The 24,278-nt window shown below is 67.9% G+C and carries 20 protein-coding genes and 1 riboswitch; of the genes, 9 read left to right on the top strand and 11 right to left on the bottom strand.

Annotated features, from left to right (window positions below; genetic code table 11):
• Positions 1 to 329 precede the first annotated feature (329 nt).
• Positions 330 to 2,147 carry an ATP-dependent zinc metalloprotease FtsH gene (gene ftsH, locus ACFPOU_RS17570; RefSeq protein ID WP_379724098.1) on the top strand — a complete coding sequence of 606 codons (1,818 nt, stop codon included), beginning with the start codon at positions 330 to 332 and terminating at the stop codon, positions 2,145 to 2,147.
• 16 nt (positions 2,148 to 2,163) lie between these two features.
• On the opposite strand, the gene ACFPOU_RS17565 is transcribed toward ftsH, so the two are convergent.
• The 8 genes from ACFPOU_RS17565 to ACFPOU_RS17530 all read right to left on the bottom strand — a co-directional run bounded on the left by ACFPOU_RS17565 (position 2,164) and on the right by ACFPOU_RS17530 (position 9,073).
• Positions 2,164 to 2,796, bottom strand: coding sequence for a flavin reductase family protein (locus ACFPOU_RS17565; RefSeq protein ID WP_379724095.1), 633 nt, complete (start codon positions 2,794 to 2,796; stop codon positions 2,164 to 2,166).
• A 118-nt stretch (positions 2,797 to 2,914) separates the two neighbouring features.
• Positions 2,915 to 3,406: an Hsp20 family protein gene (locus tag ACFPOU_RS17560; RefSeq protein WP_379724092.1), complete on the bottom strand. Its 492-nt coding sequence runs from the start codon at positions 3,404 to 3,406 to the stop codon at positions 2,915 to 2,917.
• A 14-nt stretch (positions 3,407 to 3,420) separates the two neighbouring features.
• On the bottom strand, positions 3,421 to 3,858 hold the full coding sequence (locus ACFPOU_RS17555; protein WP_379724089.1) for an Hsp20/alpha crystallin family protein: 438 nt from the start codon (positions 3,856 to 3,858) through the stop codon (positions 3,421 to 3,423).
• Between the two features lie 204 nt (positions 3,859 to 4,062).
• Positions 4,063 to 5,727: a hypothetical protein gene (locus ACFPOU_RS17550; RefSeq protein ID WP_379724086.1), complete on the bottom strand. Its 1,665-nt coding sequence runs from the start codon at positions 5,725 to 5,727 to the stop codon at positions 4,063 to 4,065.
• Complete coding sequence (locus tag ACFPOU_RS17545; RefSeq protein ID WP_379724083.1) at positions 5,724 to 7,202, bottom strand: glycosyltransferase family 2 protein; 1,479 nt, start codon at positions 7,200 to 7,202, stop codon at positions 5,724 to 5,726. Before ACFPOU_RS17545 ends, ACFPOU_RS17550 begins: the two co-directional genes overlap by 4 nt.
• A 39-nt stretch (positions 7,203 to 7,241) precedes the next feature.
• The gene (locus tag ACFPOU_RS17540) at positions 7,242 to 8,294 is read right to left on the bottom strand and encodes a HEAT repeat domain-containing protein (protein WP_379724080.1); all 1,053 of its coding nucleotides are present in this window, start codon (positions 8,292 to 8,294) and stop codon (positions 7,242 to 7,244) included.
• A gap of 36 nt (positions 8,295 to 8,330) precedes the next feature.
• Entirely contained in the window at positions 8,331 to 8,726 is a 396-nt protein-coding gene (locus ACFPOU_RS17535; RefSeq protein ID WP_379724076.1) for a response regulator transcription factor, read from the bottom strand.
• A 131-nt stretch (positions 8,727 to 8,857) separates the two neighbouring features.
• Positions 8,858 to 9,073, bottom strand: coding sequence for a DUF3820 family protein (locus ACFPOU_RS17530; protein WP_379724073.1), 216 nt, complete (start codon positions 9,071 to 9,073; stop codon positions 8,858 to 8,860).
• A 61-nt stretch (positions 9,074 to 9,134) separates the two neighbouring features.
• Between ACFPOU_RS17530 and ACFPOU_RS17525 the strand changes: the two genes are divergently transcribed.
• Positions 9,135 to 9,554 carry a DUF1810 domain-containing protein gene (locus ACFPOU_RS17525; protein ID WP_379724070.1) on the top strand — a complete coding sequence of 140 codons (420 nt, stop codon included), beginning with the start codon at positions 9,135 to 9,137 and terminating at the stop codon, positions 9,552 to 9,554.
• A gap of 62 nt (positions 9,555 to 9,616) precedes the next feature.
• On the opposite strand, the gene ACFPOU_RS17520 is transcribed toward ACFPOU_RS17525, so the two are convergent.
• Positions 9,617 to 11,269, bottom strand: a complete 1,653-nt coding sequence (locus ACFPOU_RS17520) for a phosphoethanolamine transferase (protein ID WP_379724067.1) — start codon at positions 11,267 to 11,269, stop codon at positions 9,617 to 9,619.
• 381 nt (positions 11,270 to 11,650) lie between these two features.
• Between ACFPOU_RS17520 and ACFPOU_RS17515 the strand changes: the two genes are divergently transcribed.
• The 4 genes from ACFPOU_RS17515 to sppA all read left to right on the top strand — a co-directional run bounded on the left by ACFPOU_RS17515 (position 11,651) and on the right by sppA (position 17,226).
• Positions 11,651 to 13,126 (top strand): NYN domain-containing protein, encoded by a 1,476-nt coding sequence (locus tag ACFPOU_RS17515; RefSeq protein WP_379724064.1) that lies wholly within the window; start codon positions 11,651 to 11,653, stop codon positions 13,124 to 13,126.
• A gap of 183 nt (positions 13,127 to 13,309) precedes the next feature.
• Entirely contained in the window at positions 13,310 to 13,741 is a 432-nt protein-coding gene (locus ACFPOU_RS17510; protein ID WP_379724061.1) for a hypothetical protein, read from the top strand.
• A gap of 121 nt (positions 13,742 to 13,862) precedes the next feature.
• A complete protein-coding gene (locus ACFPOU_RS17505) occupies positions 13,863 to 15,344 on the top strand; it encodes a sodium:solute symporter (protein ID WP_379724058.1) in 1,482 nt (493 codons plus the stop codon).
• A 25-nt stretch (positions 15,345 to 15,369) separates the two neighbouring features.
• Entirely contained in the window at positions 15,370 to 17,226 is a 1,857-nt protein-coding gene (gene sppA, locus ACFPOU_RS17500; protein ID WP_379724055.1) for a signal peptide peptidase SppA, read from the top strand.
• Positions 17,227 to 17,236: 10 nt separating this feature from the next.
• On the opposite strand, the gene ACFPOU_RS17495 is transcribed toward sppA, so the two are convergent.
• Positions 17,237 to 18,277 carry a bile acid:sodium symporter family protein gene (locus tag ACFPOU_RS17495; protein WP_379724052.1) on the bottom strand — a complete coding sequence of 347 codons (1,041 nt, stop codon included), beginning with the start codon at positions 18,275 to 18,277 and terminating at the stop codon, positions 17,237 to 17,239.
• A gap of 192 nt (positions 18,278 to 18,469) precedes the next feature.
• On the opposite strand from ACFPOU_RS17495, the gene ACFPOU_RS17490 reads away from it, so the two are divergent.
• The 3 genes from ACFPOU_RS17490 to ACFPOU_RS17480 all read left to right on the top strand — a co-directional run bounded on the left by ACFPOU_RS17490 (position 18,470) and on the right by ACFPOU_RS17480 (position 21,923).
• Entirely contained in the window at positions 18,470 to 20,617 is a 2,148-nt protein-coding gene (locus ACFPOU_RS17490) for a S46 family peptidase (protein WP_379724049.1), read from the top strand.
• Between the two features lie 191 nt (positions 20,618 to 20,808).
• The gene (pnuC, locus tag ACFPOU_RS17485) at positions 20,809 to 21,402 is read left to right on the top strand and encodes a nicotinamide riboside transporter PnuC (RefSeq protein WP_379724046.1); all 594 of its coding nucleotides are present in this window, start codon (positions 20,809 to 20,811) and stop codon (positions 21,400 to 21,402) included.
• Positions 21,399 to 21,923 carry an AAA family ATPase gene (locus tag ACFPOU_RS17480; RefSeq protein WP_379724043.1) on the top strand — a complete coding sequence of 175 codons (525 nt, stop codon included), beginning with the start codon at positions 21,399 to 21,401 and terminating at the stop codon, positions 21,921 to 21,923. The genes pnuC and ACFPOU_RS17480 overlap by 4 nt, the downstream gene beginning before the upstream one ends.
• Here the strand turns inward: ACFPOU_RS17480 and ACFPOU_RS17475 are convergent.
• Positions 21,920 to 24,046 carry a TonB-dependent siderophore receptor gene (locus ACFPOU_RS17475; protein WP_379724040.1) on the bottom strand — a complete coding sequence of 709 codons (2,127 nt, stop codon included), beginning with the start codon at positions 24,044 to 24,046 and terminating at the stop codon, positions 21,920 to 21,922. The genes ACFPOU_RS17480 and ACFPOU_RS17475 overlap by 4 nt on opposite strands.
• An 86-nt stretch (positions 24,047 to 24,132) precedes the next feature.
• Positions 24,133 to 24,230, bottom strand: a riboswitch (TPP riboswitch).
• Positions 24,231 to 24,278: the final 48 nt, after the last annotated feature.

Here is a 24,278-nt window from a genome sequence, read left to right as displayed (position 1 = left end):
GGCAGGCAAGCTGCGCCGTCGATCGCCTCGCAAACCCGGTCCAGCCCGAGCGAGGGCCGCAGCGCATGCACGAGGTGCGCACGCTGGCGCCTCGTCAATGTAGTCAATTGCCTTAGCCATAGTGTGAAGCGTCTTGCCTGCATGCCAGACTCCGCTCGATGGTCGAATAGCAGTTCGACCTCGCTAGAGCCCAGCAGTTCAATTTCTACACGTAGCGGTGACAGCGCCATTTTTTTTTGCCCGGCTGAAGTCTGTCCATTTGCAGTAACCTATCGCCAGCGCGGTCGCCGTTTGCCTCTATCCCGCGACTTTTGCCTGGAGCGAACATAATGGAAAAACAGACCAAATTCAGTCTCTGGTATGTGGCCTTCGCGTTGCTCGGCGTCTTGCTGCTGCGCGATGCCTGGGTGCTCATGCGGGAGGTCCAGCCCTTGCCGTACAGTCAGTTCATCGCGGAACTGAAAGAAGGCAACGTCGACGAAATTGCCGTCGACTCGCATTACATCCGCGGCAAGCTGCGCAAGCCGCTGCAGGACGGCAGTACGCGTTTCGTCACCACGCGGGTCGAGACGGACCTGGCGCGCGATCTGGCCCAGTACGACGTGCGCTTTACCGGCGTCGTGCAGAACACCTTCTTCCAAACCCTGCTCGGCTGGATTCTTCCCGCGGTCATCTTCTTCGCCATCTGGATGTTCCTGATGCGCCGCTTTGCCGACAAGAACGGCCTCGGCGCCGGCTTCATGTCGATCGGAAAGAGCAAGGCCAAGGTCTATGTCGAAACCGATGTCAAAGTCAGCTTCGACGACGTGGCCGGTGTCGACGAGTCGAAGGAAGAGCTGAAGGAAGTCGTCAATTTCCTCAAGGAGCCCAAGGTCTACGGCCGCCTCGGCGCGCGCACGCCCAAGGGCGTCCTGCTGGTCGGGCCGCCCGGCACCGGCAAGACCCTGCTGGCGCGCGCCGTGGCCGGCGAGGCGGGCGTGCCCTTCTTTTCGATCAGCGGCTCGGAATTCGTCGAAATGTTCGTCGGCGTCGGCGCTGCCCGCGTGCGCGACCTGTTCGAACAGGCGCGGCAGAAGGCGCCTGCGATCATCTTCATCGACGAGCTCGATGCGCTGGGCCGCGCGCGCGGCGCCTACCTGGGCGGGCATGATGAGAAGGAACAGACGCTCAACCAGCTGCTGGTGGAGATGGACGGCTTCGACCCCACGTCGGGCCTGGTGCTGCTGGCGGCAACCAACCGTCCGGAGATCCTCGACCCGGCCTTGCTGCGCGCCGGGCGCTTCGACCGCCAGATCCTGGTCGACCGTCCGGACAAGGCGGGGCGCGTGCAAATCCTGAACGTGCACATGCGCAAGATCAGGACGGCGCCCGAGGTGGACCCCGAGAAGATCGCCGCGCTCACGCCCGGCTTTTCCGGCGCCGACCTCGCCAACCTCGTCAACGAGGCGGCGCTGCTGGCGACGCGACGCAAGCAGGAAGCGGTCGGCATGGAGGACTTCACCGGCGCCATCGAACGCATCGTCGCCGGCCTGGAAAAGAAAAACCGGCTGCTCAACCCGCAGGAGCGCAAGATCGTCGCCTACCACGAGATGGGCCACGCGCTCGTCGCCATGTCCTTGCCCGGCAGCGATCCGGTGCACAAGGTATCGATCATCCCGCGCGGGGTCGGCGCACTCGGCTACACCCTGCAACGGCCCACCGAGGACCGTTTCCTGATGACGCGCGAGGAGCTGGAGAACAAGATGGCGGTGCTGCTGGGCGGACGCGCGGCCGAGCATCTCGTGTTCGGCCACCTGTCCACCGGCGCGGCCGACGACCTGGCGAAGGTGACCGATATCGCGCGCAGCATGGTCACCCGCTACGGCATGGACAAGAAGCTGGGCCATCTGGTCTACGAGGAGGAGCACCAGTCCGCCTTCGGCATGCCCCAGGCCGAACGCCGTCCGCGCGCCTATTCGGAAATGACGGCGCGCGAGATCGACTGCGCGGTGCGCGAGATCGTCGACCAGGCGTTCGCGCGCGCGGTGGAACTGCTCACCAGATGGCGCCAGCTCCTGGAAACGGCCGCCAAGCGGCTGATGGAAAAGGAGACCCTGGGCGAAGACGAACTGGCAAGCCTGCGCCAGGCCATGCCGGTGGCCGCCTGAGCGGCGCAGCGGCGCTTCAATCGGGAGTGGACGCCGGGCGCGGCCGGAACATCCGGAACAGCTGCTCCGGACCGACCGAAAAGTAATCGGCCGGCCCGCCGGCGCGCAGGATATGGCCGGCGGCGGCGGTATCGTAGATGCCGTCCTTGAGCGAGGCCTGCGCGATGTGCACGCCCACCACTTCGCCCAGGACCAGCCAGGTCGGCACGGCTTGGCCGTCGGCGCGCTGCAGCTGCACGATCTGGGTAACCCGGCATTCGAACGCGACCGGACTCTCGGCCACGCGCGGCGCGCGCACCAGGCGCGAAGGCGCGCGCGTGAGTCCGGCCAGCGCGAATTCATCGATCTCGGGCGCGACGGCCGCGCAGGTGATGTTCATCGCTTCGGCCAGCGCCCCGGTCGCCAGGTTCCAGACGAATTCCCCGCTTGCCCGGACGTTGCGCAAGGTGTCTTTTTCGCCGATGCTGGCGAAGCCGACGATGGGCGGGACGTAGTTGAAGGCGTTGAAGAAGCTGTAAGGCGCCAGGTTCGGGACCTCGGCCTGGCTCAGCGACGATATCCAGCCGATCGGACGCGGTCCGACAATCGCGTTGAACGGATCGTGGGGAAGCCCGTGGCCGTGGCGGGGTTCGTAGAAATGGATCGACATGGCATGGATGTGCGGTGACAAAGCCTGCAGGATAGCAGGCCCGTCGGCCGGGGAGGGAAGTCGCCTGCCGTGCACGATCTGCCGGACCGCGGGCGGTCCGGCAAGCGCCCGGACCGTGCTATGCGACGGTGATCGCGATTTTCCTCGGCTGCGCGTGCTGCGCCTTGGGAATGCGCAGCTTCAACACCCCATTCTTGAGCTCGGCACTGGTCTGCTCGCCGTCGAGCTCCTTGGACAAGGCAAAGACCCTGCGATAGCGCTCCAGCCTGACCTCGGCGAAATGCGATTGCATCTCCGGCGGGATGTCGAGCGCGAGGCGGCCCTCGACGGTAAGCCGGTCGCGCTCGAGCTGCAGCGTCAGGCTGTCCCGGGAGACACCGGGCAAGTCCGCATACAAGGTAATGCCGCCGGCGTCTTCGATGACATCGACCGGCGGCAGCAGTGCCGGTTCCTCCTGGCCGGCGCCGCCCTGGCTGGCGGCGGTGGAGGGCAGCTTGCCGCCGCCGGGAACGGCATTGCCCGAAGCGGCGACGCCGCCGTCCGGCGCCGCGCCCGCATTCGCTTGCGTGTCCTGGCCGGTCGGCGCGGCCGGATTGTTTTCGTCAGCCATGGTGCTCTCCTGAGTTAATGGACGCTGATGCGGCGGGGCTGCATTTCCTGACGCCGCCTGACGCTGATATGCAGTACGCCATCCCGGCAGCGGGCCGAGACGGTGTCCGGGTCGGTGTCGTCGGGCAGGCTGATCACCTTGCGGAAGCGCCCGGCGAAGCGCTCGTTGACATGCAGGGTGTACTGCTGCGCCGCCTCGGCCAGTTCGGACTTGCGTTCGCCTGCCACGGTCAGCACGCCGCGCTCGAGGTTGACGTCGATCGTGTCCGGGTCGACGCCGGGGATGAAGGCATACACTTCGATGGACTGTGGCGTGCTGCCGATGTTCATTGTCGGAAACGCACCGCGTACGAGCCCCCGGATATCGGGCTCCATGCCGAACAGGTGCTGCATTTCCCGCTGCAGCCTGTCGATTTGCGAAAACAAGTCGCTGCGTATCATGGACGGAAACATGGTTGTCCTCTTTGGGTGGATCACTGAACTCGATTAGACGCCTGGCGCGGCCATGGTTCCCGCCAGGCGGGCCTGTACGACGCGAACCTGGCGCAGGTCATGCGGGCAGTGCCAGTGTTTGACAGCGCCAGGAGAGAAAAGTCGCATGCAGGGCCGGCACCGCGGCCCGGCGTCATCGTTGCCGCGCTCCGGATCCGGGGCCGGTCACCGGCGCCAGCCGTGCAGCGCGATGCCGTTAAAGCTGGACCACGCCGAGAAATCCCGTTCCAGCGCCGGCAGCAGGGCGCGCAGCGCGTCGCGCTTGCCATGAAAGCTCGTCGCCCCGCCGTCGAGCGTACGCTCGCCGGCCAGGCGGTACAGGGTGCCGGCGGCTTGCTTCACCGGCCGGCGCAGCAGCACCAGCGCCTGGACGGCGCCGGCCTGCGCCAGCAGCAGGGTGCCGGCTTCGCCGGCCTCGGCCTTCACGTAGCGGCGCTGCAGTTCGGGCGCGACCGGGCCCGCTTCCAGCGCGATCCGCACGCGCTTGCCGTGCCGGGTTCCCCAGTCGAGGAAGGGCATGGCGAAGCCGACGATCTGGTCCGGATCGGTGCGGTAATCCATCACGGCCAGGCCGCTGGACGCCGCCGCCAGGCCGTCGAGCAGCGCGCGCTTGTCCCCCCACCAGAACGGCACCACGAAGTCGAGCGGCATGCCGGCCGCCGCGCCGTGCAGCGCGCGCGCCATGGCCAGGTATTCGCGCTCGCGCGCGTCCGGGGCGAGCACGGCGTCGTCGAGCAGATAGGGTTCGACGTCGAACTGCATCGCGCGCAGCCGTTCGGCGGGCGCGGCGGCGCGGTTGTAGGCCGCGTAGGCGCGGGCGCGCTCGACGGTGGCGCCCCGCTGCGAGGGCAGGACCATGTGCGGATCGCCTTCGACCGCCGTGACGGCAAGGCCGGCGCGCCGCGCGCGGCGCACGAAGGCGGCCAGTTTCGCGGGCTCGCGCACGCGCGCGCCCGCGAGCGGCACGACGATGAACAGTTCCCGCACCGCTTCGCGCTTCGCCCAGGCCAGCAAGGCCGCGGCGTCGTCGCGCCAGGCGGCCGCTTCCCAGATCCAGGTCGCGCGCGGCGGCGTCCTTGCCGCCACGGGTTCGAGCGCCAGATGATCGAGCGCGAGCGTGGCGGCATGCGCCGGGCAGACGATGACGAACTGGCGCCAGAGCGCCCGGTCCAGCGCGGCCGGCAAGGCCAGCGCCGCCTGGCGTGCGTGGGCGGCCAGCTCGCCGACCGGGTGCGCGGTGTCGCGCGCCGCCGCGGCGGCATCGGCCGCCCGCAGCGCGAAGGCGGCGTCGGCGCGGTAGCCCGCCGACAGGCGCAGATCGGCCAGCGGCAGCTGCCAGGGGCCGTCGATCACTAACCCGGCCGGGCGCTCGCCCGCGCCGCAGGCGAGCGTCAGCTTGCCGCCGGCATGGCTGACGCGTACCCGTTCCTCGAGGCCGAAGGGGCGCACGCGGGCTTCGAGCAGCAGGTTGCTGCGCAAGGGCGCCAGGCGCCGGGGCGCGGGCGCGCCGGGCGGCGAGCCCTGGGGCAATTCATGGCCGGTCGCCTGGAAAGGCGTCTTGCCGAGGGCGCCGTGGAGCAGGATGGTATGCGCGGGCAGCTCGTGCGCGGGCAGCGGGTACAGGCTTTCCACGGACGCGGCGTCGACGCCGAGGGCGCTCGCCTGGCAGCCGGGCAGGCGCGGCAGCGCATGCGCCACCAGGACGGCGCCGCCGGCCAGGCCGGCGCGCGGGCCGCCCTCCGCCGCCTGCCCATCGGGGCACAGGTGCAGGCTGCCGGCACGGGCGTAGGCAGAACTCACGAGCAGGCCGGCCAGCAGCAGCCGCTTCATGACGAGCGCGGCGGCGCCTCGGCGGGATGCGGCGGCGCCACCGGCGGCGCTGCCGCGGGTACCAGGGGCGCTTCGTCGCCGATGCCCTTGCGCTTCATCGTGCCCCAGGTCGATTCCTTTTGCCGCAACCAGCGCCACAGTCCCACCAGGCGCCACCAGGTGTTCAGTTGGCGGTAGCCGAAGTTCTCGAGAATGACGACCAGCCCCAGCAGCATCAGCTGCTTGCCGCGCGGGTAGAGGTGGAAGGACATCTCTTCCAGCAGCAGGCCCGAAGCCGACAGCAGGATGCCCAGCCCGAGCGCGACGAACAGGAAGGCGCCGAAGGCTTCCCAGGAGATCGCGCCGGTGAGGAAGGCGAACACCATGAAGATATAGCCGCCCAGTTCGATGACCGGTCCGAGCCACTCGAAGAACAGCATGAACGGAAAGGCGATCCAGCCCGGCACGCCGCCGTTACGCGAGAACATCAGGCCCCAGTTGGCGCTCAGGCTTTCGGCCAGGCCGCGCTGCCAGCGTACGCGCTGGTTCTTCAGCGTGGCCAGGTCTTCCGGCGCCTCGGTCCAGCAGACCGGGTCGGGCACGAATTCGATGCGGTAGGGCTGGCCCTTTGCGCGCAGCGTGCGGTGCATGCGCACGACCAGTTCCATGTCTTCGCCGATGGTGTCGGGACGGTAGCCGCCGGCCAGCACCACGGCCTCCTTGCGGAAGATGCCGAAGGCCCCGGAGATGATCAGCATGCCGTTCAGGGCCGACCAGCCGAGCCGTCCGAACAGGAAGGCGCGCAGGTATTCGACGACCTGGAACAGCGCCAGGGGACTCTTCGGCAGGCCGACCTTGGTCAGGAAGCCGCCGCTGACCTCGCAGCCGTTGGCCACGCGCACGGTGCCGCCGGTGGCGACCATGGTCGGATCGCGCAGGAAAGGCTCGGTGACCTTCGCCAGGCTGTCGCGCTGCAGGATCGAGTCGGCGTCGACGCCGCAAAACAGCGGATAGCGCGAAGCGTTGATGCCGGCGTTGAGGGAGTCGGCCTTGCCGCCATTGACCTTGTCGATGACGCGCACGTTCGGGTAGCGCGTCGAGCGGTAGATCTGGCGCACCTCCCTGGTCGGGATCGTGCGGCGGTAGGCTTCGGGGAAGGGCAGCAGCGCGAATTCGCGTTTCAGCACCTCGAGCGTGTTGTCCTTCGAGCCGTCGTTGATGACGACGATCTCGAATTCGGAATACGTCAGTTGCAGCATCGAGCGGATCGAGGCGGCGATCGTCGCTTCCTCGTTGTAGGCGGGCACCAGGATGCTGACCGGCGGCTCCAGGCCGGAGTAGGCGCGCGGCAGGTCGCCCAGGAACTGCTCTTGCCCGCGCCTGTGCAGGGCGCGCAGCGAGAACAGGTTCAGCAGCAGGTAGCCGCCGTTGAGCGCCACGAAGAAGCAGAGCACGAACCAGGTGATGAAGGCGACGACGAAGTTAGCGGTGTTCATGCACGTAATTCATGTAAAAATCATATTCGTGAGCGCGTTTCATGCTGCCGCATTTTCAGCCATCGCCTGCGACAGCATGTCGGCGGCAAAACGGTCGGTGAGCGAAGCGCGCAGCGACTCGAGGTCGGCGCGCGCGAGCGCCGGCAGTTCGAGCAGGGCTTCGGCGGCGCGGTAGCGCACCCACCATTCGCGGTCGCCGAGCAGGGCCAGCAGGCGCTCGGCGTCGCCGCGTTCTCCGACGCGGCCGAGCGCGCGCGCCGCCTGCACCCGCACCTGCCAGTCGTCGTGGGCCAGCAGCGCGCGCACCTCGGGCAGCGTTTCGGGCGTGCGCACGCCGCGCAGGCCGGCGATCACGACCGGCATCGACGTGCTTTGCAAGGCGGCGCCGAGCACGCCCGCCGGCAGCGTCAGGTGCAAGGCCTCGGCGATGCGCAGCGCGCGCGGCAGCCGGTCGACGCCGAGTTGGGGCAGCAGGCGCACCAGCGCGGCCGCCGCCGGTTCGGTCGCCTGCTGCAGGATGCCGGCCGCCAGCGACAGCGCCCAGTCCTCGCGCGCGATAAACAGCGGCACCATGTAGTCGGCGGCGGCGCGCGGATCGACCCGCACCAGCGCCCAGAGAGCCGTCAGCGAGACGGTATTGTCGGGCTGCCCGGCCAGGCGCAGGAGATCGGGCCAGGCCTCGCGGTCGTGCAGGTGGCCCAGCACCAGGGCCGCGAGCAGGCGCGCCGGGCGGTTGCCGCGCACCAGCAGGGCGCGTGCATGGGCGTCGATGCCGAGGCGGCGCGCGACGTCGTTGAGCGCTTCGTTGGCTTCGCCGCGCAGCGACCCCTGCAGGTGCGCCCACAGGCGCAGGAAAGGCAGGCGCTCGCCGCTACGCAGGGGCGGCAGGCTGGCCGGCGCCTCGCCGGCGATGGCGGCGTTGAGCAGCGGGCGCCAGCGCGCCAGGGCGCGCGCATCGCTGCGCTGGCGCTGGCGCAGCATCATGCGCATGCCGATGATCTGCAGTCCCAGCAGCAGCGTCAGGACCAGCGCGACGAAACCGGTCCAGAGCGCGGCGGCGATGAAGATGTCGGGATGGGTAAGCGAAGTCACGAAGCCGGTCCTGGCGCGGGCGCGGGCGGTGCGCCGCTAGGCGGCAGGCCGCAGGAAGCGGCGCACGCGCGCCAGCAGTTCTTGCGGCTGGAACGGCTTGATGACGAAGTCGCTGGCGCCGGCGTCGAGCGCGCGCACGGTGTCGCGCTCGGTGTTCTTCGCGGTGAGCATCAGCACCGGCACGTCGCGCCAGGCCGGCTGGGCGCGGATCAGCCCGACGATCTCGAAGCCGTCGACATACGGCAGCATCACGTCGAGCAGGACCAGCGCCGGCGGCTGCGCGCTGGCGATGTGGTGCGAGGCCGCGCGGCCGTCGGCCATGTGCACGACCTGGTAGCCCTGGCGTTCCAGCATGAAGCGCAGCACTTGCGAAATATGTTCGTCGTCCTCGACGACGAGAACGCTGGGGGCGATGACCGGATCTGCTTGCATGCAATGTGGAAGGCGAAAGGAGTAAGGCGATTATAGCCAAGCGGCACTTGCCAGTCCGCATTCGGGACCGTTACAAAGGCAGGACAGGCAGCGCAGCCCGTCATCCGTTGCTATCTAGCAACGGAAAGCCGCTAGCGCGCCCGCCGCAGCGGATCGAGCAAGCCGCGCAAGTCGTTATGGTCGAGTTCGTACATCAGGGAGAGCAGTTCGCCCAGTTCGCCGCGCGGGAAGCCCTCGCGCGCGAACCAGCCGAGGTAGTGGCCGGGCAGGTCGGCGATCGTGCGGCCTTTGTATTTTCCATATGGCATCTCGCGGGTCAGCAGCAGGAGCAGGTGTGCGGGTGTCATCGTGGCGCCACTTTAGCAAAACAGGGGAACGAGGTAGGATGAATATTCTTGGGAGACCGCCATGGACAATGATTTCGACCTCGACCGCTTCGTCAGCGCCCAGGATTCCGTGTACTCCGACGTCCTGGCCGAATTGCGCACGGGTAAAAAACGCGGCCACTGGATGTGGTTCGTGTTTCCGCAGATCGCGGGACTGGGCCAGAGCGAAATGGCGCGCAAGTATGCGATCGCCTCGGCCGACGAAGCCGCCGCCTACCTCGCGCACCCCGTGCTCGGCTCGCGCCTGCGCGAATGCGCGCGCCTGGTCGCGACCCACCGCGACATGGACATCGGCGACATTCTCGACGACCCCGACGATCGCAAGTTCCATTCCTCGATGACGCTGTTTAACGACGTCGCGCCCGACGAAGCCGTCTTCCAGACCTGCCTCGACCAGTTCTTCGAGGGGCGGCCGGATGCGGCGACCCTCGCCCGTCTCTGACGGTCGACCTGATTGCTCTCCCAGCCCGTTTGCCGGGATTCGCGCAGGTGAGGGCGAAACCGTCAGGTCCCGAAGTCGATCTTCAAGGGCAGCTTCGGCGCCTGCCAGCGGTAGCGGCGGTCGAGCACGTCCTGGCGCGGCCTGGCGCCGGCCCATTCGATGCCGAGCAGGTGCGCCAGGCTGTGGCCGAACCAGTCGCCGCGCACCGGCGTGGCCAGCGCCGCGCCCGGCGCCGGGCTGTCGAAGGAAGTCCAGAGCATCAGCGGGATGCGGTAGCCGTCGGGGGTGGTGGCGCTGTGGCCGGCGCGGTTGGCGGTGTGGCCCACTTCCTGGCCGTGGTCCGACAGGAAGACCCAGGCCTGCCTGCCGCCGGCCCGGCGCGACAGGTCGAGCGTGGCCGCCACCGTGCTGTCGTGGTAGCGCACGGCCGAGTCGTATTCGTTGCGCAGCTCGCGCAGCCAGGCCGGACGCCCTTCGCTGCGCAGGCGCGCGTCGACGCGGTCGGCCGCATGCGCGTACGGTGTCATGCCGTCCGGATGGCGCATCCGGTAGTGGGGATGCAGGCCCAGCATGTGCACGACGATCAGCTTGCGCGGCGCCTGGGCCGACAGGGCGGCGCGCAGCGCGGGCAGCACCTGGCCGTCGAGCGCGCGCGAGGCGCGGCCCGGCATGTTGTTGAGGATCTGGACGTCGTCGGCCAGGCGCGCGTGCTCCTGCTCGATCGCCAGGTCGTTGTGGTTGCTGATCCAGAAAGTGCGGTAGCCGGCCGCGCGCGCCAGCGCCAGCAGGTGCACGCGCGACGCCGCCTCCGGAGCCCCGAAGTAGAACAGGTTGCGCAGCGCCGGCACCGTCGACGAATCCACCGACCAGGCATGGCGGAACACCTGCAGCTGCCCGCCGAGCACGCGCTCGCGCTCGAACAGGGCGGGCGAGGTGGCGCGCGGATAGCCGTAGCTGGACAGGTTACTGCGGTTCATGCTCTCGCTGATCACCAGCACCAGCGTGTCGGGTCCCGTTTTCGACAGGGTCGGCCCGAGCTTCGCCGCGCCGGCCAGCAGCTCGCTGCGCTGCTGGCCGAGGCTGGCCCATTGCTGGCGCAGCTGTCCCACGTCCTGTACCCAGTGCGGCCAGAACAGGACCGGATGGTGGCGCCGCCACGGATTGCTCACGAAAGCGCCGACGATCAGCGCCAGCACCAGCGCGGCGAACACGATGGTCCAGCCGCGCGGTTCCGGCAGCCTGGGCGGGCAGCGCCACCAGCGGTACAGGCCCCAGGCCAGGAGCGCCACGCACAGCAGGGCGAAGCCGGTCCAGCCGAGCAGGTCGCGCCAGTACATGCTGACGAATTCGCGCGACTCGTCGTCGGTGGTATTGGCCACGGCGCCGAGCACCATCGAACTGTTGGGCAGCGTCTCATAGGCGGCCAGCAGGAAGCCGCGCACCGCGCCGTCGATCACGAAGCAGATGCCGAGCGCGAGGCAGGCCAGGGCCTGGGTCATGCGCCGCCGGTGGCAGGCGCAGGGCCACCACAGCCAGAACCAGATCGGCAGCGCCAGCACCAGCATCTGCCAGACGCGCACGCCGTCGTGGCCCGCGACGATCGCGGCCAGCAGGGCGGCCATGGGCAGCAGCAGCGGCGCGGTAGCGCGCAGCGCGGCGTGCAGGCGCAGGCGCAGCGTCGGCCGGGCGACGCCGTCGAGGGCGCGGGAAGTCATCTTCTTGAGCGTCCGCGGGTCAGGGCAATGGAAGGCTAGGCGGCCATGCCGGCGCGGGACGGCCGGCAGGAGGACGGGCGGCGCCGGCTCGGCAAATGAGCGTCGATGTGGTCTGGAGGCTTCATGCAGGTCGTCTCGATGATCGCAATCCGGAGTTGCAAGAGTGATTGCATTACAGGAATAAAGTGGTTTTGCGGAGGCAAGTGTATACCGTTAAGACTTGTATGCACATGACACACCGAGAATATTTTTGGCGCTGGACACTATTTCAACAGCATACATAGCATGCGCGCCGTCGATCCCGCGCCAGGCGCGGAGCAAACCGATCTTGTGCGTATAATCCGCGGGGTGTCTGTCTCTCTTACTAGAAAATAAAAACTCATGGCTTCTTCCTCCGATAACATCAGCATGGCGGTGTTCTGCGACTTCGAGAACGTCGCACTGGGCGTGCGTGACGCGAACTACGAAAAATTCGACATCAAGCCCGTGCTCGAACGCCTGCTGCTCAAGGGTAGCATCGTCGTCAAGAAAGCCTATTGCGACTGGGACCGCTACAAGGGCTTCAAGTCGACGATGCACGAAGCGAACTTCGAGCTGATCGAAATCCCGCACGTGCGCCAGTCGGGCAAGAATTCGGCGGACATCCGCCTGGTCGTCGACGCCCTCGACCTGTGCTACACCAAGTCGCATGTGAACACCTTCGTCATCATCAGCGGCGACTCCGACTTTTCCCCCCTGGTCTCGAAGTTGCGCGAGAACGCCAAGCAGGTGATCGGCGTGGGCGTCAAGCAGTCGACCTCGGACCTGCTGGTGGCGAACTGCGACGAATTCATCTTCTACGACGACCTGGTGCGCGAAGTGAGCCGCGTGGCCGCGAAACGCGATGCGCGCAAGGCCGCCCCGCAAAACAACAAGCGCCCGAGCGACGACCGGCGCAAGGAAGAACTCGAGGCGCGCAAGACCCAGGCCCTCGACATGGTCGCCGAGACCTTCGACGCCCTGGTGGCCGAACGCGGCGATACCGGCAAGATCTGGGCCTCGCTGCTGAAGGACACCTTGAAGCGCCGCCGTCCGGAATTCTCCGAGGTCTACTACGGCTTCCGCACCTTCGGCAACCTGCTCGAGGAAGCGCAGTTGCGCGGCATGTTCGAATTTGGCCGCGACGAAAAATCCGGCACCTATGTTTTCCGCAGCAGCGGCGCGGGCGCGGCCCAGCAGGGCGAGGGCGTGGCCGTGGCCGAACCGGTGCCCGAGGGCGTCCCGGCCGAGGAAGCGGCCGCGCCAGGCGAAGCGAAGGACGACACCAAGGGCAAGGGCCGCACCCGCGGCGGGCGCGGCCGCAAGAGCGCGCGCGCCGAGACCCCGTTCGTGGCGGTGACGCCGGACGAGGCCGCGCAGGCCGTGCTGGCCGAGGAACCGACACCGGCCGACGTCGCCGAAGCCTGGCCGGAGCCGATCGCGGCGGCGCAGGAAGCGGCCGGCGCGGCCGAACCGGTTCCCGAGGTCGAGGAAGCGGCGCCGGCGGCCAAGAAGGAACGCCGCCGCGCGCCGCGCAAGGCGGCGGCCAGGAAGGGCGCGCCGGTGGAGGCCGCGGCCGAGCCGGCGCAGGTGGATGCAGTGCCGGCGCCGCTGGCGCCGGTCGCCGAGATCGCGGCCCCGGTCGCGGCGCTCGCCGCCGAGAGCGATGAAGAGGACGAGGATGTCTTGCCGGACGACGTGAACGGCAACGTCGCCCCGAGCGAGGACGGCGCCAAGCGTTCGGCGCCGAACCGCGCGGCGACGGCGCGCCCGGCGCGCAAGCCGGCGGCGCGCAGCCGCCGGCCGGCCAAGCCGAAAGCGGCACCCGGCAATTCCTGAGCGGTCGTAGCACGCATGAAGCCGGCCGCCAGGGCCGGTGCAGTTCGCAGCGAACCGGCCCCTGGCGGGACGGTGCGGTCGTAGGCCAGCGGCCCGTGGGGGCCGGCGCCGACGGGCCGGGCAACCACCGGCCCGTGCGGCGGTCTAACGATTGATCACTCAACCGTGGTGAAAGGAGCTGTCATGCGTGTGCTTGCCCGATTGCTGATCTGCCTCGTCGCCGCCGCCCCCCTGGCCCATGCCGCCCCGCCCGCGCCCGCGCCGAACCACCCGATCCTCGGCATCTGGCGCCTGGCGCTGCCCGAACTGCGCTGCGTCGAAACCTACCGCTTCCGCGGCGACGGCACCACCCTGGTGACGAGCAAGGACGAAATCTCCGAAAGCGAATACCGCATTCCCGACAAGCCCAGCGAAAAAGGCTTCTACAAGCTCGAGGACCGCATCGTGAAGGACAACGGCAAGAAGGATTGCTCGGGCGAGATCATGAAGGTCGGCACCCAGGCCACCAATTTCCTGCGCTTTCATCCGTCGGGGGCCTTGTTCCTGATGTGCAGCGACGAGACGATGGAGGCATGCATCGGGCCGTTCGAAAGGGTGGAGGGGGAAGAAGCCTAGGCCTTGCGCGGCGCGTTCCCGGCCTCGCATCGCGCGGTCGGCACCGGGGTTGGGCGCCGGTGGTCCCCCGCGACGACTGGGTGTATATTGCTGGGCGAAACACCAACACCCACGGAAACACATGTCCCCGGTTCTTCTCTTCTGCATCCTGATCGCCTATTTCGCGCTGCTGCTCGCCGTGGCCTGGGCCACTTCCCGCAATGCCGACAACGACAGCTTCTTCATCGGTAACAAGAGCAGCAACTGGATGCTGGTCGCCTTCGGCATGGTCGGCACCACGCTCTCGGGCGCGACCTTCATCAGCGTGCCCGGCGCGGTCGGCAAGGATGGCTTCGGGTACGGCCAGATCCTGGTCGGCTATGTCTTCGGCTACATCGCCGTGGCCTACATCCTGCTGCCGCTGTACTACCGCCTGCAACTGACCTCGATCTACCACTACCTCGACGTGCGCCTCGGCCGGCGCGCCTACCAGAGCGGGGCGGGCTTCTTCATCGTCTCGCGCCTGCTCGGCTCGACGGCGCGGCTTTATCTCGTCGTCAACATTCTGCAAGCCATCATCCTCGACCGCCTCGGCATCCCGTTCTGGGCCACGACGCTCGTCATCCTGGCCATGATCCTGATGTACACCTACCAGGGCGGCGTCAAGACCATCGTCTGGACCGATACGCTGCAAACGAGCTGCATGCTGTTCGGCCTGTTCGCCTGCGTCTGGTTCCTGCTCAACGCCCTCGACATGTCGGTCATCGAGAGCCTGGACGCGATGCAGTCGAACGGGCTGGCGCGCATCTTCACCTGGGACGTCGACAGTCCCAATTTCTTCTGGAAGCAGTGCATTGCCGGTATCTTCATCGTGCTGACGATGACGGGCATGGACCAGGAGATGATGCAAAAGACCATTTCCGTGAAAACCCTGGCCGACTCGCAAAAGAACTTGCTGACCCTGACGGCGGTGCTGGTGGTGGTGCTGTCGTCCTTCCTGTTCCTGGGCGGCCTGCTGTACCTGTACGCGCCGCTGGCCGGCGTGACCGATACCGGCGACAGGATCTTCCCGGCCGTGGTCATGGGCCACCTGCCGGCCGCGGTGCAGATCATCTTCCTGATCGCGCTGGTGTCGGCGCTGTTCCCGAGCGCCGACGGGGCGATCACGGCGCTCACCTCGACCTTCTGCATCGACCTGCTCGGCATCCAGCGCCGCACCGATCTCGACGAAGCGGGCAAGGAAGGCCTGCGCCGCCGCGTCCACCTGGGCTTCGCGCTGCTGTTCCTGGTGCTGGTGCTCGGTTTCAAGTGGATCGACGAGCCGAGCATGATCGTGCTGATCCTGAAACTGGCCGCCTATACCTATGGCCCCTTGCTGGGCCTGTTCGCCTTCGGCATGCTGACGCGGCGCACCCTGACCGATCGCCTGGTGCCATGGGTGACGATCGGCGCGCCGATTCTTTGCGCGCTCCTTGAGTTCTATCAGCAATACTTGCTCGGCAGTTACCGGCTGGGGCTTGAACTGTTGATAGTCAATGGCATACTCGTATTTGCCGGGCTGTTTGCGATTTCGCATAAAGAGACGGCAGAAAAAATCCTTGCGCCTTCGAGCATGCGTGCCTGACTTTTCCCTTTCCAGTGGAGTTCCGATGTCCTTCAAGCCTTTGACTTCCCTACGCCGCGGTTTCGGCATGTTCTGGCGCGGTTTGGACCTGACGCGCCGCATCGTGCTCAACACCCTGTTCCTGATCGTCGCGATCGCCTTGCTGTGGACGCTGTTCGCCGGCGGCGCCAAGCCGCTGGCGGCCAAGACCGCGCTCGTGCTCGACCTGCGCGGCCAGCTGGTCGAGGAACATACCGGCGGGCTGCGCGACACGCTGCTGTCGAACGTCGGCGGCGAAACGCGCCGCATGATCGAACTGCGCGACCTGCTGGTGGTGCTGGACGCCGCCGCCAGGGACAAGAACATCGGCAGCGTGCTGCTCATGCTCGACGAACTCGACGTCGGCGGCCTGGCCATGCTGCACGAGGTCGGGGCCGCGATCGACCGCGTCAAGGCGGCTGGCAAGCCGGTCGTCGCCTGGGGCGGCAACTTCGACCAGAAGCGCTACCTGCTCGCCTCGCACGCCAGCGAAGTCCATGTGCACCCGATGGGCATGGTGCTGATCGAAGGCTTCGGCGGCCACCGCAATTACTACCGCGACGCGCTCGACAAGGTCGGCATCACCGTCAACCTGCTCAAAGTGGGGACCTACAAGAGTGCCGCCGAGCCTTTCATCAGCAACGGCCCGTCGCCGGCGTCCACCGAAGCCGATACCGTCCTGTACGGCGCGCTGTGGCAGGGCTACACGGCCACCGTCGAGAAGAACCGCAAGCTGGCCGCCGGGGCGATCGCGCGCGGCATCGACCAGCTGCCGCAACTGATGGAAGCGGCCGGCGGCAACGCGGCCCAGGTGGCGCTGCGCCAGAAGCTGGTCGACGGCATCAAGACGCGCGACGAAGTGCGCGCCATGATGATCAAGCGCGGCGCCTATGAAGAATCGATCAAGACCTTTCGCCAGGTGTCCTTCGGCGACTACCTCGCGCGTCATCCGCAAAAGGCCTTCGGCGACGCGGTCGGCGTGATCGTCGCCTCCGGCGAAATCACCGACGGCCAGGGCGGCCCCGGCGTGATCGGCGGCGCTTCCACGGCCAGCATGATCCGCCGCGCGCGCGAGGACGACGACATCAAGGCGGTGGTGCTGCGCGTCGATTCGCCCGGCGGCAGCGCCTACGGCTCGGAACTGATCCGGCGCGAGCTGGAGCTGACGCGCGCGGCCGGCAAGCCGGTCGTGGTCTCGATGGGCAACGTGGCCGCCTCGGGCGGCTACTGGATATCGATGGCGGCCGACGAAGTGATCGCCGACCCGGCCACGATCACCGGCTCGATCGGCGTATTCGCGATCCTGCCGACGGCCGACCGCGTGGCCGACAAGCTGGGCGTGCGCACCGCCGGCGTCACCACCACCTGGCTGGCCGACGCCTACAATCCGCTGCGCCCGCTCGATCCGCGCTTCGGCAAGCTCGTGCAAGCCAGCATCGACAACGTCTACCGCGAGTTCACCACCAAGGCCGCCCTGGCGCGCAAGACCACGCCGGCGAAGATCGACGCGGTCGGGCAGGGCCGGGTCTGGACCGGCGCCCAGGCCAGGGAACACGGCCTGGTCGACCGCCTGGGCAGCTACGGCGACGCGCTGCGCTCGGCTGCCAGGCGCGCCAGCTTGAAGGACGATTTCCGCGTCGCCTATGTCGAGCGTCCGGGTTCGAGCCTCGAGCGCTTCCTGTCGATGCTCGGCGTCTCGGCCACCCAGGCCCTCGACATCCAGCTGAAACTGGGCATGCTGCCCGATGCGCTCCCGAGCGGCGCCGTCGCCGGCGTGGCGAAAGACCTGGGCTGGCTGAGCGAACTGGCCGACGGCAAGAAGCCGTTCGCGGCCATCACGCACTGCCTGTGCGCCTTGCCATGAGGCCGGGCGGCTAGCGCGACAGGTTCGCCGCCGCCTGCGCGCCCGCCTGCTGCGCCGCCGCCCGCCGCGCCCAGCGCTGCGCCAGCACCGCGCACACCATCAGCTGGATCTGGTGGAACAGCATCAGCGGCAGGATGATCATTCCCAGTGCCGAAGGGGCGAACAAGACCTTCGCCATCGGCACGCCGCTCGCCAGGCTCTTTTTCGAGCCGCAGAACACGATCGTGATTTCGTCTTCCTTCGAAAAACCGAGGCGGCGGCTGGTCCAGGCGGCCAGGCCCAGCGCGATCGCCAGCATCAGGCACGATATTCCGATCAGCACCAGCAGGGCGGTTCCCGAAATGTGCTGCCACAGCCCTTCGTTGACCGATTCGCTGAACGCCATGTAGACCACCAGCAGGATCGAGCCCTGGTCGACATAGCGCAGCACCGGCTTGTGGCGGTCGATGAAGGCGCCGATCCAGGGGCGCAGCAGCTGGCCGGCGAGGAAGGGCAGCAGCAGCTGCTCGACGATCTTCCATATCTGCGCCAGGCCCGAGCCGCCGGCCGCCTGCGTTCCCTGCACGACCATGGCGCCGACCAGCACCGGCGTGAGGAAGATCCCGAGGAAGTTCGAGGCGGTCGCACTGCACACGGCCGCGGCCACGTTCCCGCGCGCCATCGCCGTGAACGCGATCGAGGACTGTACGGTCGAGGGCAGCACGCACAGGAACAGGATGCCCATCGTCAGTTCGGGCGTGAGCAGCATCAGCGCCAGCGGTTCGATGGCCAGGCCCAGCAGCGGGAACATGACGAAGGTGCAGGCCAGTACCAGCAGGTGCAGGCGCCAGTGGGTCAGGCCGGCCACCAGCGCTTCGCGCGAGAGCTTGGCGCCGTGCAGGAAGAACAGCAGGCCGATGGCGACGGTGGTGACCTTGCCCAGCACGACGGCGGCCTGGCCGCTGGCCGGCAGCAGGCTGGCCAGCAGCACCATCACCATCAGGCCGGTCGTGAAGGCGTCGAGCGCGAGGCGGCGCATCAGCGTGGAGAAGGAAGAAGCAATACGTCGCATGGTCGCTTTCGAGCGCGGCAAAACAGCCATTCTAGCGATAAGCCCGCCGAGGTGGTGCGAGCCTTGAAAAAGCGGATGTCGCAGCCCGGCCGGCGCCACGCATGACACCCGTATCGACGCCAAAAAACCGTTTTCGGCCATGGGGCAACCGGGCTATACTCCCGGCTTGAATCTTCTCATCCGGGGTCTGTCTTGTTCAAATCGATCGTTCTTCCCGCAGTCGTTCCAGTCATCCTGCTGGGCGCGGCCTTCCAGGCCGCCGCCGACGAGGGCCAGTGGCAGCCGCACCAGCTGCCGCAGCTGAAATCCGAACTCAAGCGCATCGGCATCACGATGCCGGCCGAGAAGCTGGCCGACCTGTCGAAGCATCCGATGAGCGCGATCGTCTCGCTGGGCGGCTGCTCGGCCTCGTTCGTGTCGCCCGCCGGCCTGGTGGTCACCAACCACCACTGCGCCTACGGCGCCATCCAGCGCAACGCGACCCCGGAGAAGAACTACATCGTCGACGGCTTCCTGGCCAAGACCCGCGCCGAGGAACTGCCGGGCGGCCCGAACACGCTGGTCTACGTGACCGAGAAGGTCGAGAACGTGACCGGCCGCGTGCTCGAGGGCTTGAGCGCGTCGCTGACCGGCCGCCAGCGCAACGAGGCGATCTCCGCGCGCATCAAGGCCCTGATCGCCGAGTGCGAGAGCGACAAGACCTCGCGTTGCGCGGTGCCGGCCTTCCACCGCGGCCTCGAGTACTACCGCATCAAGCAGTTGATGATCCGCGACGTGCGCCTGGTGTACGCGCCGTCGGACAAGATCGGCAACTTCGGCGGCGACATCGACAATTACGAGTGGCCGCGCCAGACCGGCGACTACGCCTTCCTGCGCGCCTACGTCGGCCCGGACGGCCGCCCGGCCGAGCCGTCGCCGAACAACGTGCCGTACAAGTCGAAGGACTTCCTGGTGGTCTCGGCCGAAGGCCTGAAGAACGGCGACCCGATCCTGCTGGCCGGCTATCCGGGCCGCACCAGCCGCTACAAGCTGCCCTCGGAGATCCGCTTCGCGCGCGATACCGACTTCCCGGCCAAGGCCGCCACCATCAGCGCCGACCTGGCCGTGATCGCCGATGCCACCAAAGGCAATCCGGCCTGGGACGTGCGCTATGCCAGCGTCGCCAAGAGCCTCAACAACGTGCTCAAGAAGACCCAGGGCCTGCTCGACGGCTTCGCGCGCAAGGACGTCGCCGCCATCCGGGACGTGCAGGACGCCGAGTTCCGCGCCTGGTACGCCAGGAACGGCAGCGGCCCCACGCTCCTGGCCGAGCTCGACGCCGTGATCGCCGCCGACATGGCGCTCTCGCGCGAAGAGGGCGCCTATGCCGAGGCCTCGCACAGCGATCTCCTCAAGAGCGCGCGCACCTTGTACCGCCTGGCGCAGGAACGCCAGAAGCCGGACGCCCAGCGCGAAGCGGGCTACCAGGAACGCGACCTCTCCTTCATCAAGGCGCGCCTGACGCGCCTTGAGCAGTCGTTCGTCCCGGGCGTCGACCGGGCGCGCTATGCCGCGGCCCTGAACCGCTACGCGAAGATCGACCCGAAGCTGCGCCCGCAAGGGCTGGACGCGCTGCTGCCGGACGCGGCCAAGCTCGATGCGCTCTACGCCACGACCGAACTGGCCGACACCGGCAAGCGCCTGGCCTGGATGAGCAGGGACGTCGAGGCCTTCCGTACCTCGTCCGATCCGTTCATCAAGCTCGCCGTGCGCCTGAACGACGTGGCCACCGGCCTGGACGAGCGGCGCAAGGAAGTCGACGGCAATCTCGACCGCACCATCCCGCAGTACATGTCGGCCGTCATCGCGTACAAGAAATCGCAGGGCAAGCCGGTCTATCCGGACGCCAATTCGACGCTGCGCGTGACCTTCGGCACCGTGGCCCCGTACGCGCCGCGCGACGGCCTGGTCAAGGGTCCGTTCACCACGGTCGAAGGCATCGTCGAGAAGGCCACCGACAAGGATCCGTTCCTGGTGCCGGCGGCGCTGACGCGGGCGGTGCGCGAGAAGCGCTACGGCGTGTTCAAGGACCCGGTGCTGGGCACGGTGCCGGTCAACTTCCTCTCGAGCGCCGACACCACCGGCGGCAACTCCGGTTCGGCCGTGATGAACAAGCGCGGCGAACTGGTGGGCCTGAACTTCGATTCCACCTACGAGTCGATCACCAAGGACTGGTATTTCGACACGGCCATCACGCGCGCGATCCACGTCGATATCCGCTACATGCTGTGGGTGATGAAGGAAGTCGACGGGGCCGACAGCCTGCTCAAGGAAATGACGATCAAGTATCCGAAGAAGTAAGCCGATCCGCCTGAATGAAGACCCCGGCGCGGGCAGCCTTTCGTGCCGGCGCCGGCGCCGGCGCCGGCGCCGGCCCGCGTTGCATAATCGCGGTGCAGCGTGCATACTCGCCAGCCCGATGAGCTGCACCTTTCCGATCATTTTCCAGCCCCGGCGTGCCCCGGCGCGCCGCCGCTTTCCCGCCTGCGCGCATGAACGACACACTCGCCTTACTCGGCTTTTCCACCACGCCGCTCGAACTGGTCTCGTTTGCCCTGGCGGTGACGACGGTGCTGCTCAACATCCGCCAGAACCCCTGGGCCTGGCTGTTCTCGATCTTGTCGTCGGCGACCTATGCGGTCGTCTTCTTCGGCGCGCGCCTGTATGGCGACAGCGGCTTGCAGCTGGTCTTCATCGCGACCTCGGCCTGGGGCTGGCGCCAGTGGCTGCGCGGCGCCGGCGAGGAGCGCCTGGTGGTCACGCGCCTGGGCCGCGCGGGCTGGATCTGGGCGCTGGCCGGCTGGGGCGCGGCCTTCCTCCTGCTGTCGTGGTTCCTGCGCACCTGGACCAACACCGACGTGCCGCACATCGACGGCTTCCTCACCGCCGGCAGCCTGGTCGGCCAGCTGCTGCTGGCGCGTAAAAAAGTCGAGAACTGGCATGTATGGGTGGCCGTCGACGTCCTGTACGTGGGCCTGTACATCTTCAAGGACCTGCATGTGACGGCGCTGCTGTACGCGGTCTTCGTGCTGCTGGCCGTGCGCGGGCTGCAGGCCTGGAGCAAGCTGGCGCGGGTGGCGCCATGAGCGTGCGCCGCATCGCCGTGCTGGGCGCGGAATCGTCGGGCAAGTCGACCTTGTGCACGGCGCTGGCGCGCCGCTACGACACCGCCTGGGTGCCGGAATACCTGCGCGAATTCGTCGACACGCATGCACGCGTGCCTTTCGAAGCCGACCAGATCGGCATCGCGCGCACCCAGCGCGCGCGCGAGGATGCAGCCGCCGCGCAGGCGAACGCATTCCTCTTCTGCGACACGACGCCCCTGATGACGGCGCTCTACAGCCGCGTGTACTGGGGACGGGTCGACCCCGCTCTGGAGCGGCTGGCGGCCACCCACGACTACGCGCTGACCCTGGTGACGGCGCCCGACACGCCCTGGATACCGGACGGCCTGATGCGTGAATCGGAAGAAGTGCGCCAGCAGGTCTTTGCGATGCTGGTGGACGAACTGGACGCGCGGGGAGTGCGCTTCGTGCTGGTGGAAGGCGACCTGCCGCACAGGCTGCGGCAGGTCGAAGCGGCGTTGAAAGTGCTGAAGCCGCTCTAGAAGTCGAACTGGGCCGACAGGCGCAGCGTGCGCGGCGCGCCCGGCAGCAGGTAGCCGCCCAGCTCCTGCGTCACGTCGCGCCAGTAGAATTTATCGAACAGGTTGTCTACCCGCGCGCGCAGCGTGACGCTGGTCGCGCCCAGCCTCAGGCCGTAGGCCGCGCCGATTCCGACCACATGGTAGCCGGGCACGTCGACCGTGTTCTCCGGGTCGAAGGACTTCTTGCCGGCGTACTGCCACTGGCCATTGAGTTTCAGGCCCGGCACGGCGGCCACCGCATACTCGCCCCAGACGGTCGACTTCAGCGCCGGCACGTTGGTGACGCGCTTGCCGTCGAGGGCCGCGTCGCCGGTGTCTTCCTGGCGCGCGCGCAGGGCCATCAGCGAGGCGCCGTAGGACAGGCCGTGCGACGCGCGCTGCGCCGACAGTTCGAGGCCGCGGTGGTTGCGGCGGCCGTTGCGCACGAAGGTCTCGCTGGCGTCGGTGTATTCGAGGCCGCTGGTGATCTGGAACACGGCGGCCGAGAGCGACACGCCGCCGCCCGCGATGCCCTTGACGCCGAACTCGAGCTGCTTCGAGCGGTTCGGTCCCAGGTCGGTGTTCGCATTGGTCGTCTCGATCGGCGCCACGCCGCCCGATTCCAGGCCGTGCGCCAGGGTCCCGTAGACGTTCCAGTTTTTTGCCGGGCTATAGACCAGCGAGACGTTCGGCAGCGTGAACGCGGCCTTGTCGCTGACCCATGGCAGGCTGGACTCGGGCTGCTGGGCGCTGTCGATCTTCACGTAGCGCAGGCCGGCGTGCACTGCCAGCTGCGGCGACAGGGTGACGATATCCTGCACGTAGAGGCCGCGTTCGCGGTCGCGGAAGCGCTCGTGGACCGGGCCGGTGGCCGGGTTGCCGGGCGCCGGCGCGGTGATCAGCGGATTGTAGATGTTGCTGTAGCCGGCGTAGTCGTAGACATAGTCGCCGTAGCTGTTGTGGCGCTCGGCATGGCTGGCGCCGATGGTCAGCAGGTGGCGCAGGGCGCCGCTGGCGAAGCGGCCCTGGAGCTGCGCCTGCACGCCGAACGGCGTCTTGCGCTCGCCCACGCTCTGGTAGTCGTAGACGTCGTAGTCGCCGTTGCCGCAATAGCCCGGATAGTAGCCGTCGCCCTCGTTGCTGCAGCCATAAGGGAAGGCGGTGTAGTCGTCGCGCTTGAACCAGTGCTTGTTCGCGTTGATCGTCGCGTTCCAGTCCGCGTTCAGGCGGTAGGCGAAGCGCAGGCCGAGGTTGGCGCTGTCGGTGTCGACCGGCTTGGTCCAGGGCTGGTCGTTCAGGAGCAGCTTGGGCGACACGTTGACCGGCAGGTCGACGCCGCGCGTGAGCTGGTAGCCGGGCGCGCTGATCTGTTCCTTGTGCTGGAAGTCCATGTCCAGTTCCAGCGTGGCGTCGGGCGTGATCTGCCAGTCGAAGGCGGCGGAGGCGAACTGGCGCTTGCCGTCGGCCCCGCGCACGTACGAGCGCAGGCGGTCGGCGGCGGCGTTGATGCGGTAGCCGAAGCGGGCGTCGGCGAAGCGTCCGCCGATATCGAACTGCCCATGCACGGTGCCGCGCTCGCGCGCTTCCACCGTGACCGAACGCAGCGGCTTGTCGGTCGGGCGCTTGGTGACGAAGTTGAGCACGCCGCCGGGCGCGGCCACGCCCGCCTGCAGGCCGGCCACGCCCTTGAGCAGTTCGAAGCGCTCCTTGTTCTCGAGTGGAATCTGGGTGTCGGCGGGGATCGCGATGCCGTCCTTGCGGTAGCCCGAGTTGTTGTTCAGCTTGAAGCCGCGCACCGAGAACTGTTCGGCGTAGCCGACCGCATTGTAGGCGTCGCCGACCGAGGCGTCGTACTGGACGGCGTCGCTGGCCGAGCGGATCGACAGGTCCTGCATCTGGCTGCGGCCGATGGCCACGACCGAGGCCGGGATGTCGACCAGCGGCATGTCGGCGAAGCCGCCGATGCTGGCGCGGTCGCTGGCGGCCCATTTGCTGCCGGTGACGAGCACCGAGGCGACCGGCGCCGGGTCGGCGTTCTGGGCGTGGACGGCAAACGCTTGCGCCAGGGCGCAGGCGAGGAGGGAATGCTTGACGGCGGGTTTCATTGGTGTGCTCACGGATCGAGCGACGCAGCGATGCGGCGCTTTTGTCAAAAAGCCGGAGCCAACGTGGGGAAGGGCAAACAAGGTGTGGACTGCGTTGCGCGCTTTCCTTCGCTGGCATTATCCAGATCAGGTACGAAGGGTATCTCTCACCCGGAAACGCGTTCCAGGACCCCTAGCGAGGCGCGAGTGTACCACGGGGTTCCGAAGCCGTGGTGCTTGTGTCAATGAAGGA

The organism is Massilia jejuensis (genome assembly GCF_042656795.1).
In the GTDB taxonomy this organism is placed as follows: Bacteria; Pseudomonadota; Gammaproteobacteria; order Burkholderiales; family Burkholderiaceae_D; genus Telluria; species Telluria jejuensis.
The sequence above is the reverse complement of the archived record's forward strand: the minus strand, read 5'-3'. Positions and strand labels throughout refer to the sequence as shown.

Coding starts and splice junctions, on each gene's coding strand:
- ftsH (WP_379724098.1), top strand. CDS start 330: ATGGAAAAACAGACCAAATTCAGTCTCTGGTATGTGGCCTTCGCGTTG.
- ACFPOU_RS17565 (WP_379724095.1), bottom strand. CDS start 2,796: ATGTCGATCCATTTCTACGAACCCCGCCACGGCCACGGGCTTCCCCAC.
- ACFPOU_RS17560 (WP_379724092.1), bottom strand. CDS start 3,406: ATGGCTGACGAAAACAATCCGGCCGCGCCGACCGGCCAGGACACGCAA.
- ACFPOU_RS17555 (WP_379724089.1), bottom strand. CDS start 3,858: ATGTTTCCGTCCATGATACGCAGCGACTTGTTTTCGCAAATCGACAGG.
- ACFPOU_RS17550 (WP_379724086.1), bottom strand. CDS start 5,727: ATGAAGCGGCTGCTGCTGGCCGGCCTGCTCGTGAGTTCTGCCTACGCC.
- ACFPOU_RS17545 (WP_379724083.1), bottom strand. CDS start 7,202: ATGAACACCGCTAACTTCGTCGTCGCCTTCATCACCTGGTTCGTGCTC.
- ACFPOU_RS17535 (WP_379724076.1), bottom strand. CDS start 8,726: ATGCAAGCAGATCCGGTCATCGCCCCCAGCGTTCTCGTCGTCGAGGAC.
- ACFPOU_RS17530 (WP_379724073.1), bottom strand. CDS start 9,073: ATGACACCCGCACACCTGCTCCTGCTGCTGACCCGCGAGATGCCATAT.
- ACFPOU_RS17525 (WP_379724070.1), top strand. CDS start 9,135: ATGGACAATGATTTCGACCTCGACCGCTTCGTCAGCGCCCAGGATTCC.
- ACFPOU_RS17520 (WP_379724067.1), bottom strand. CDS start 11,269: ATGACTTCCCGCGCCCTCGACGGCGTCGCCCGGCCGACGCTGCGCCTG.
- ACFPOU_RS17515 (WP_379724064.1), top strand. CDS start 11,651: ATGGCTTCTTCCTCCGATAACATCAGCATGGCGGTGTTCTGCGACTTC.
- ACFPOU_RS17510 (WP_379724061.1), top strand. CDS start 13,310: ATGCGTGTGCTTGCCCGATTGCTGATCTGCCTCGTCGCCGCCGCCCCC.
- ACFPOU_RS17505 (WP_379724058.1), top strand. CDS start 13,863: ATGTCCCCGGTTCTTCTCTTCTGCATCCTGATCGCCTATTTCGCGCTG.
- sppA (WP_379724055.1), top strand. CDS start 15,370: ATGTCCTTCAAGCCTTTGACTTCCCTACGCCGCGGTTTCGGCATGTTC.
- ACFPOU_RS17495 (WP_379724052.1), bottom strand. CDS start 18,277: ATGCGACGTATTGCTTCTTCCTTCTCCACGCTGATGCGCCGCCTCGCG.
- pnuC (WP_379724046.1), top strand. CDS start 20,809: ATGAACGACACACTCGCCTTACTCGGCTTTTCCACCACGCCGCTCGAA.
- ACFPOU_RS17480 (WP_379724043.1), top strand. CDS start 21,399: ATGAGCGTGCGCCGCATCGCCGTGCTGGGCGCGGAATCGTCGGGCAAG.
- ACFPOU_RS17475 (WP_379724040.1), bottom strand. CDS start 24,046: ATGAAACCCGCCGTCAAGCATTCCCTCCTCGCCTGCGCCCTGGCGCAA.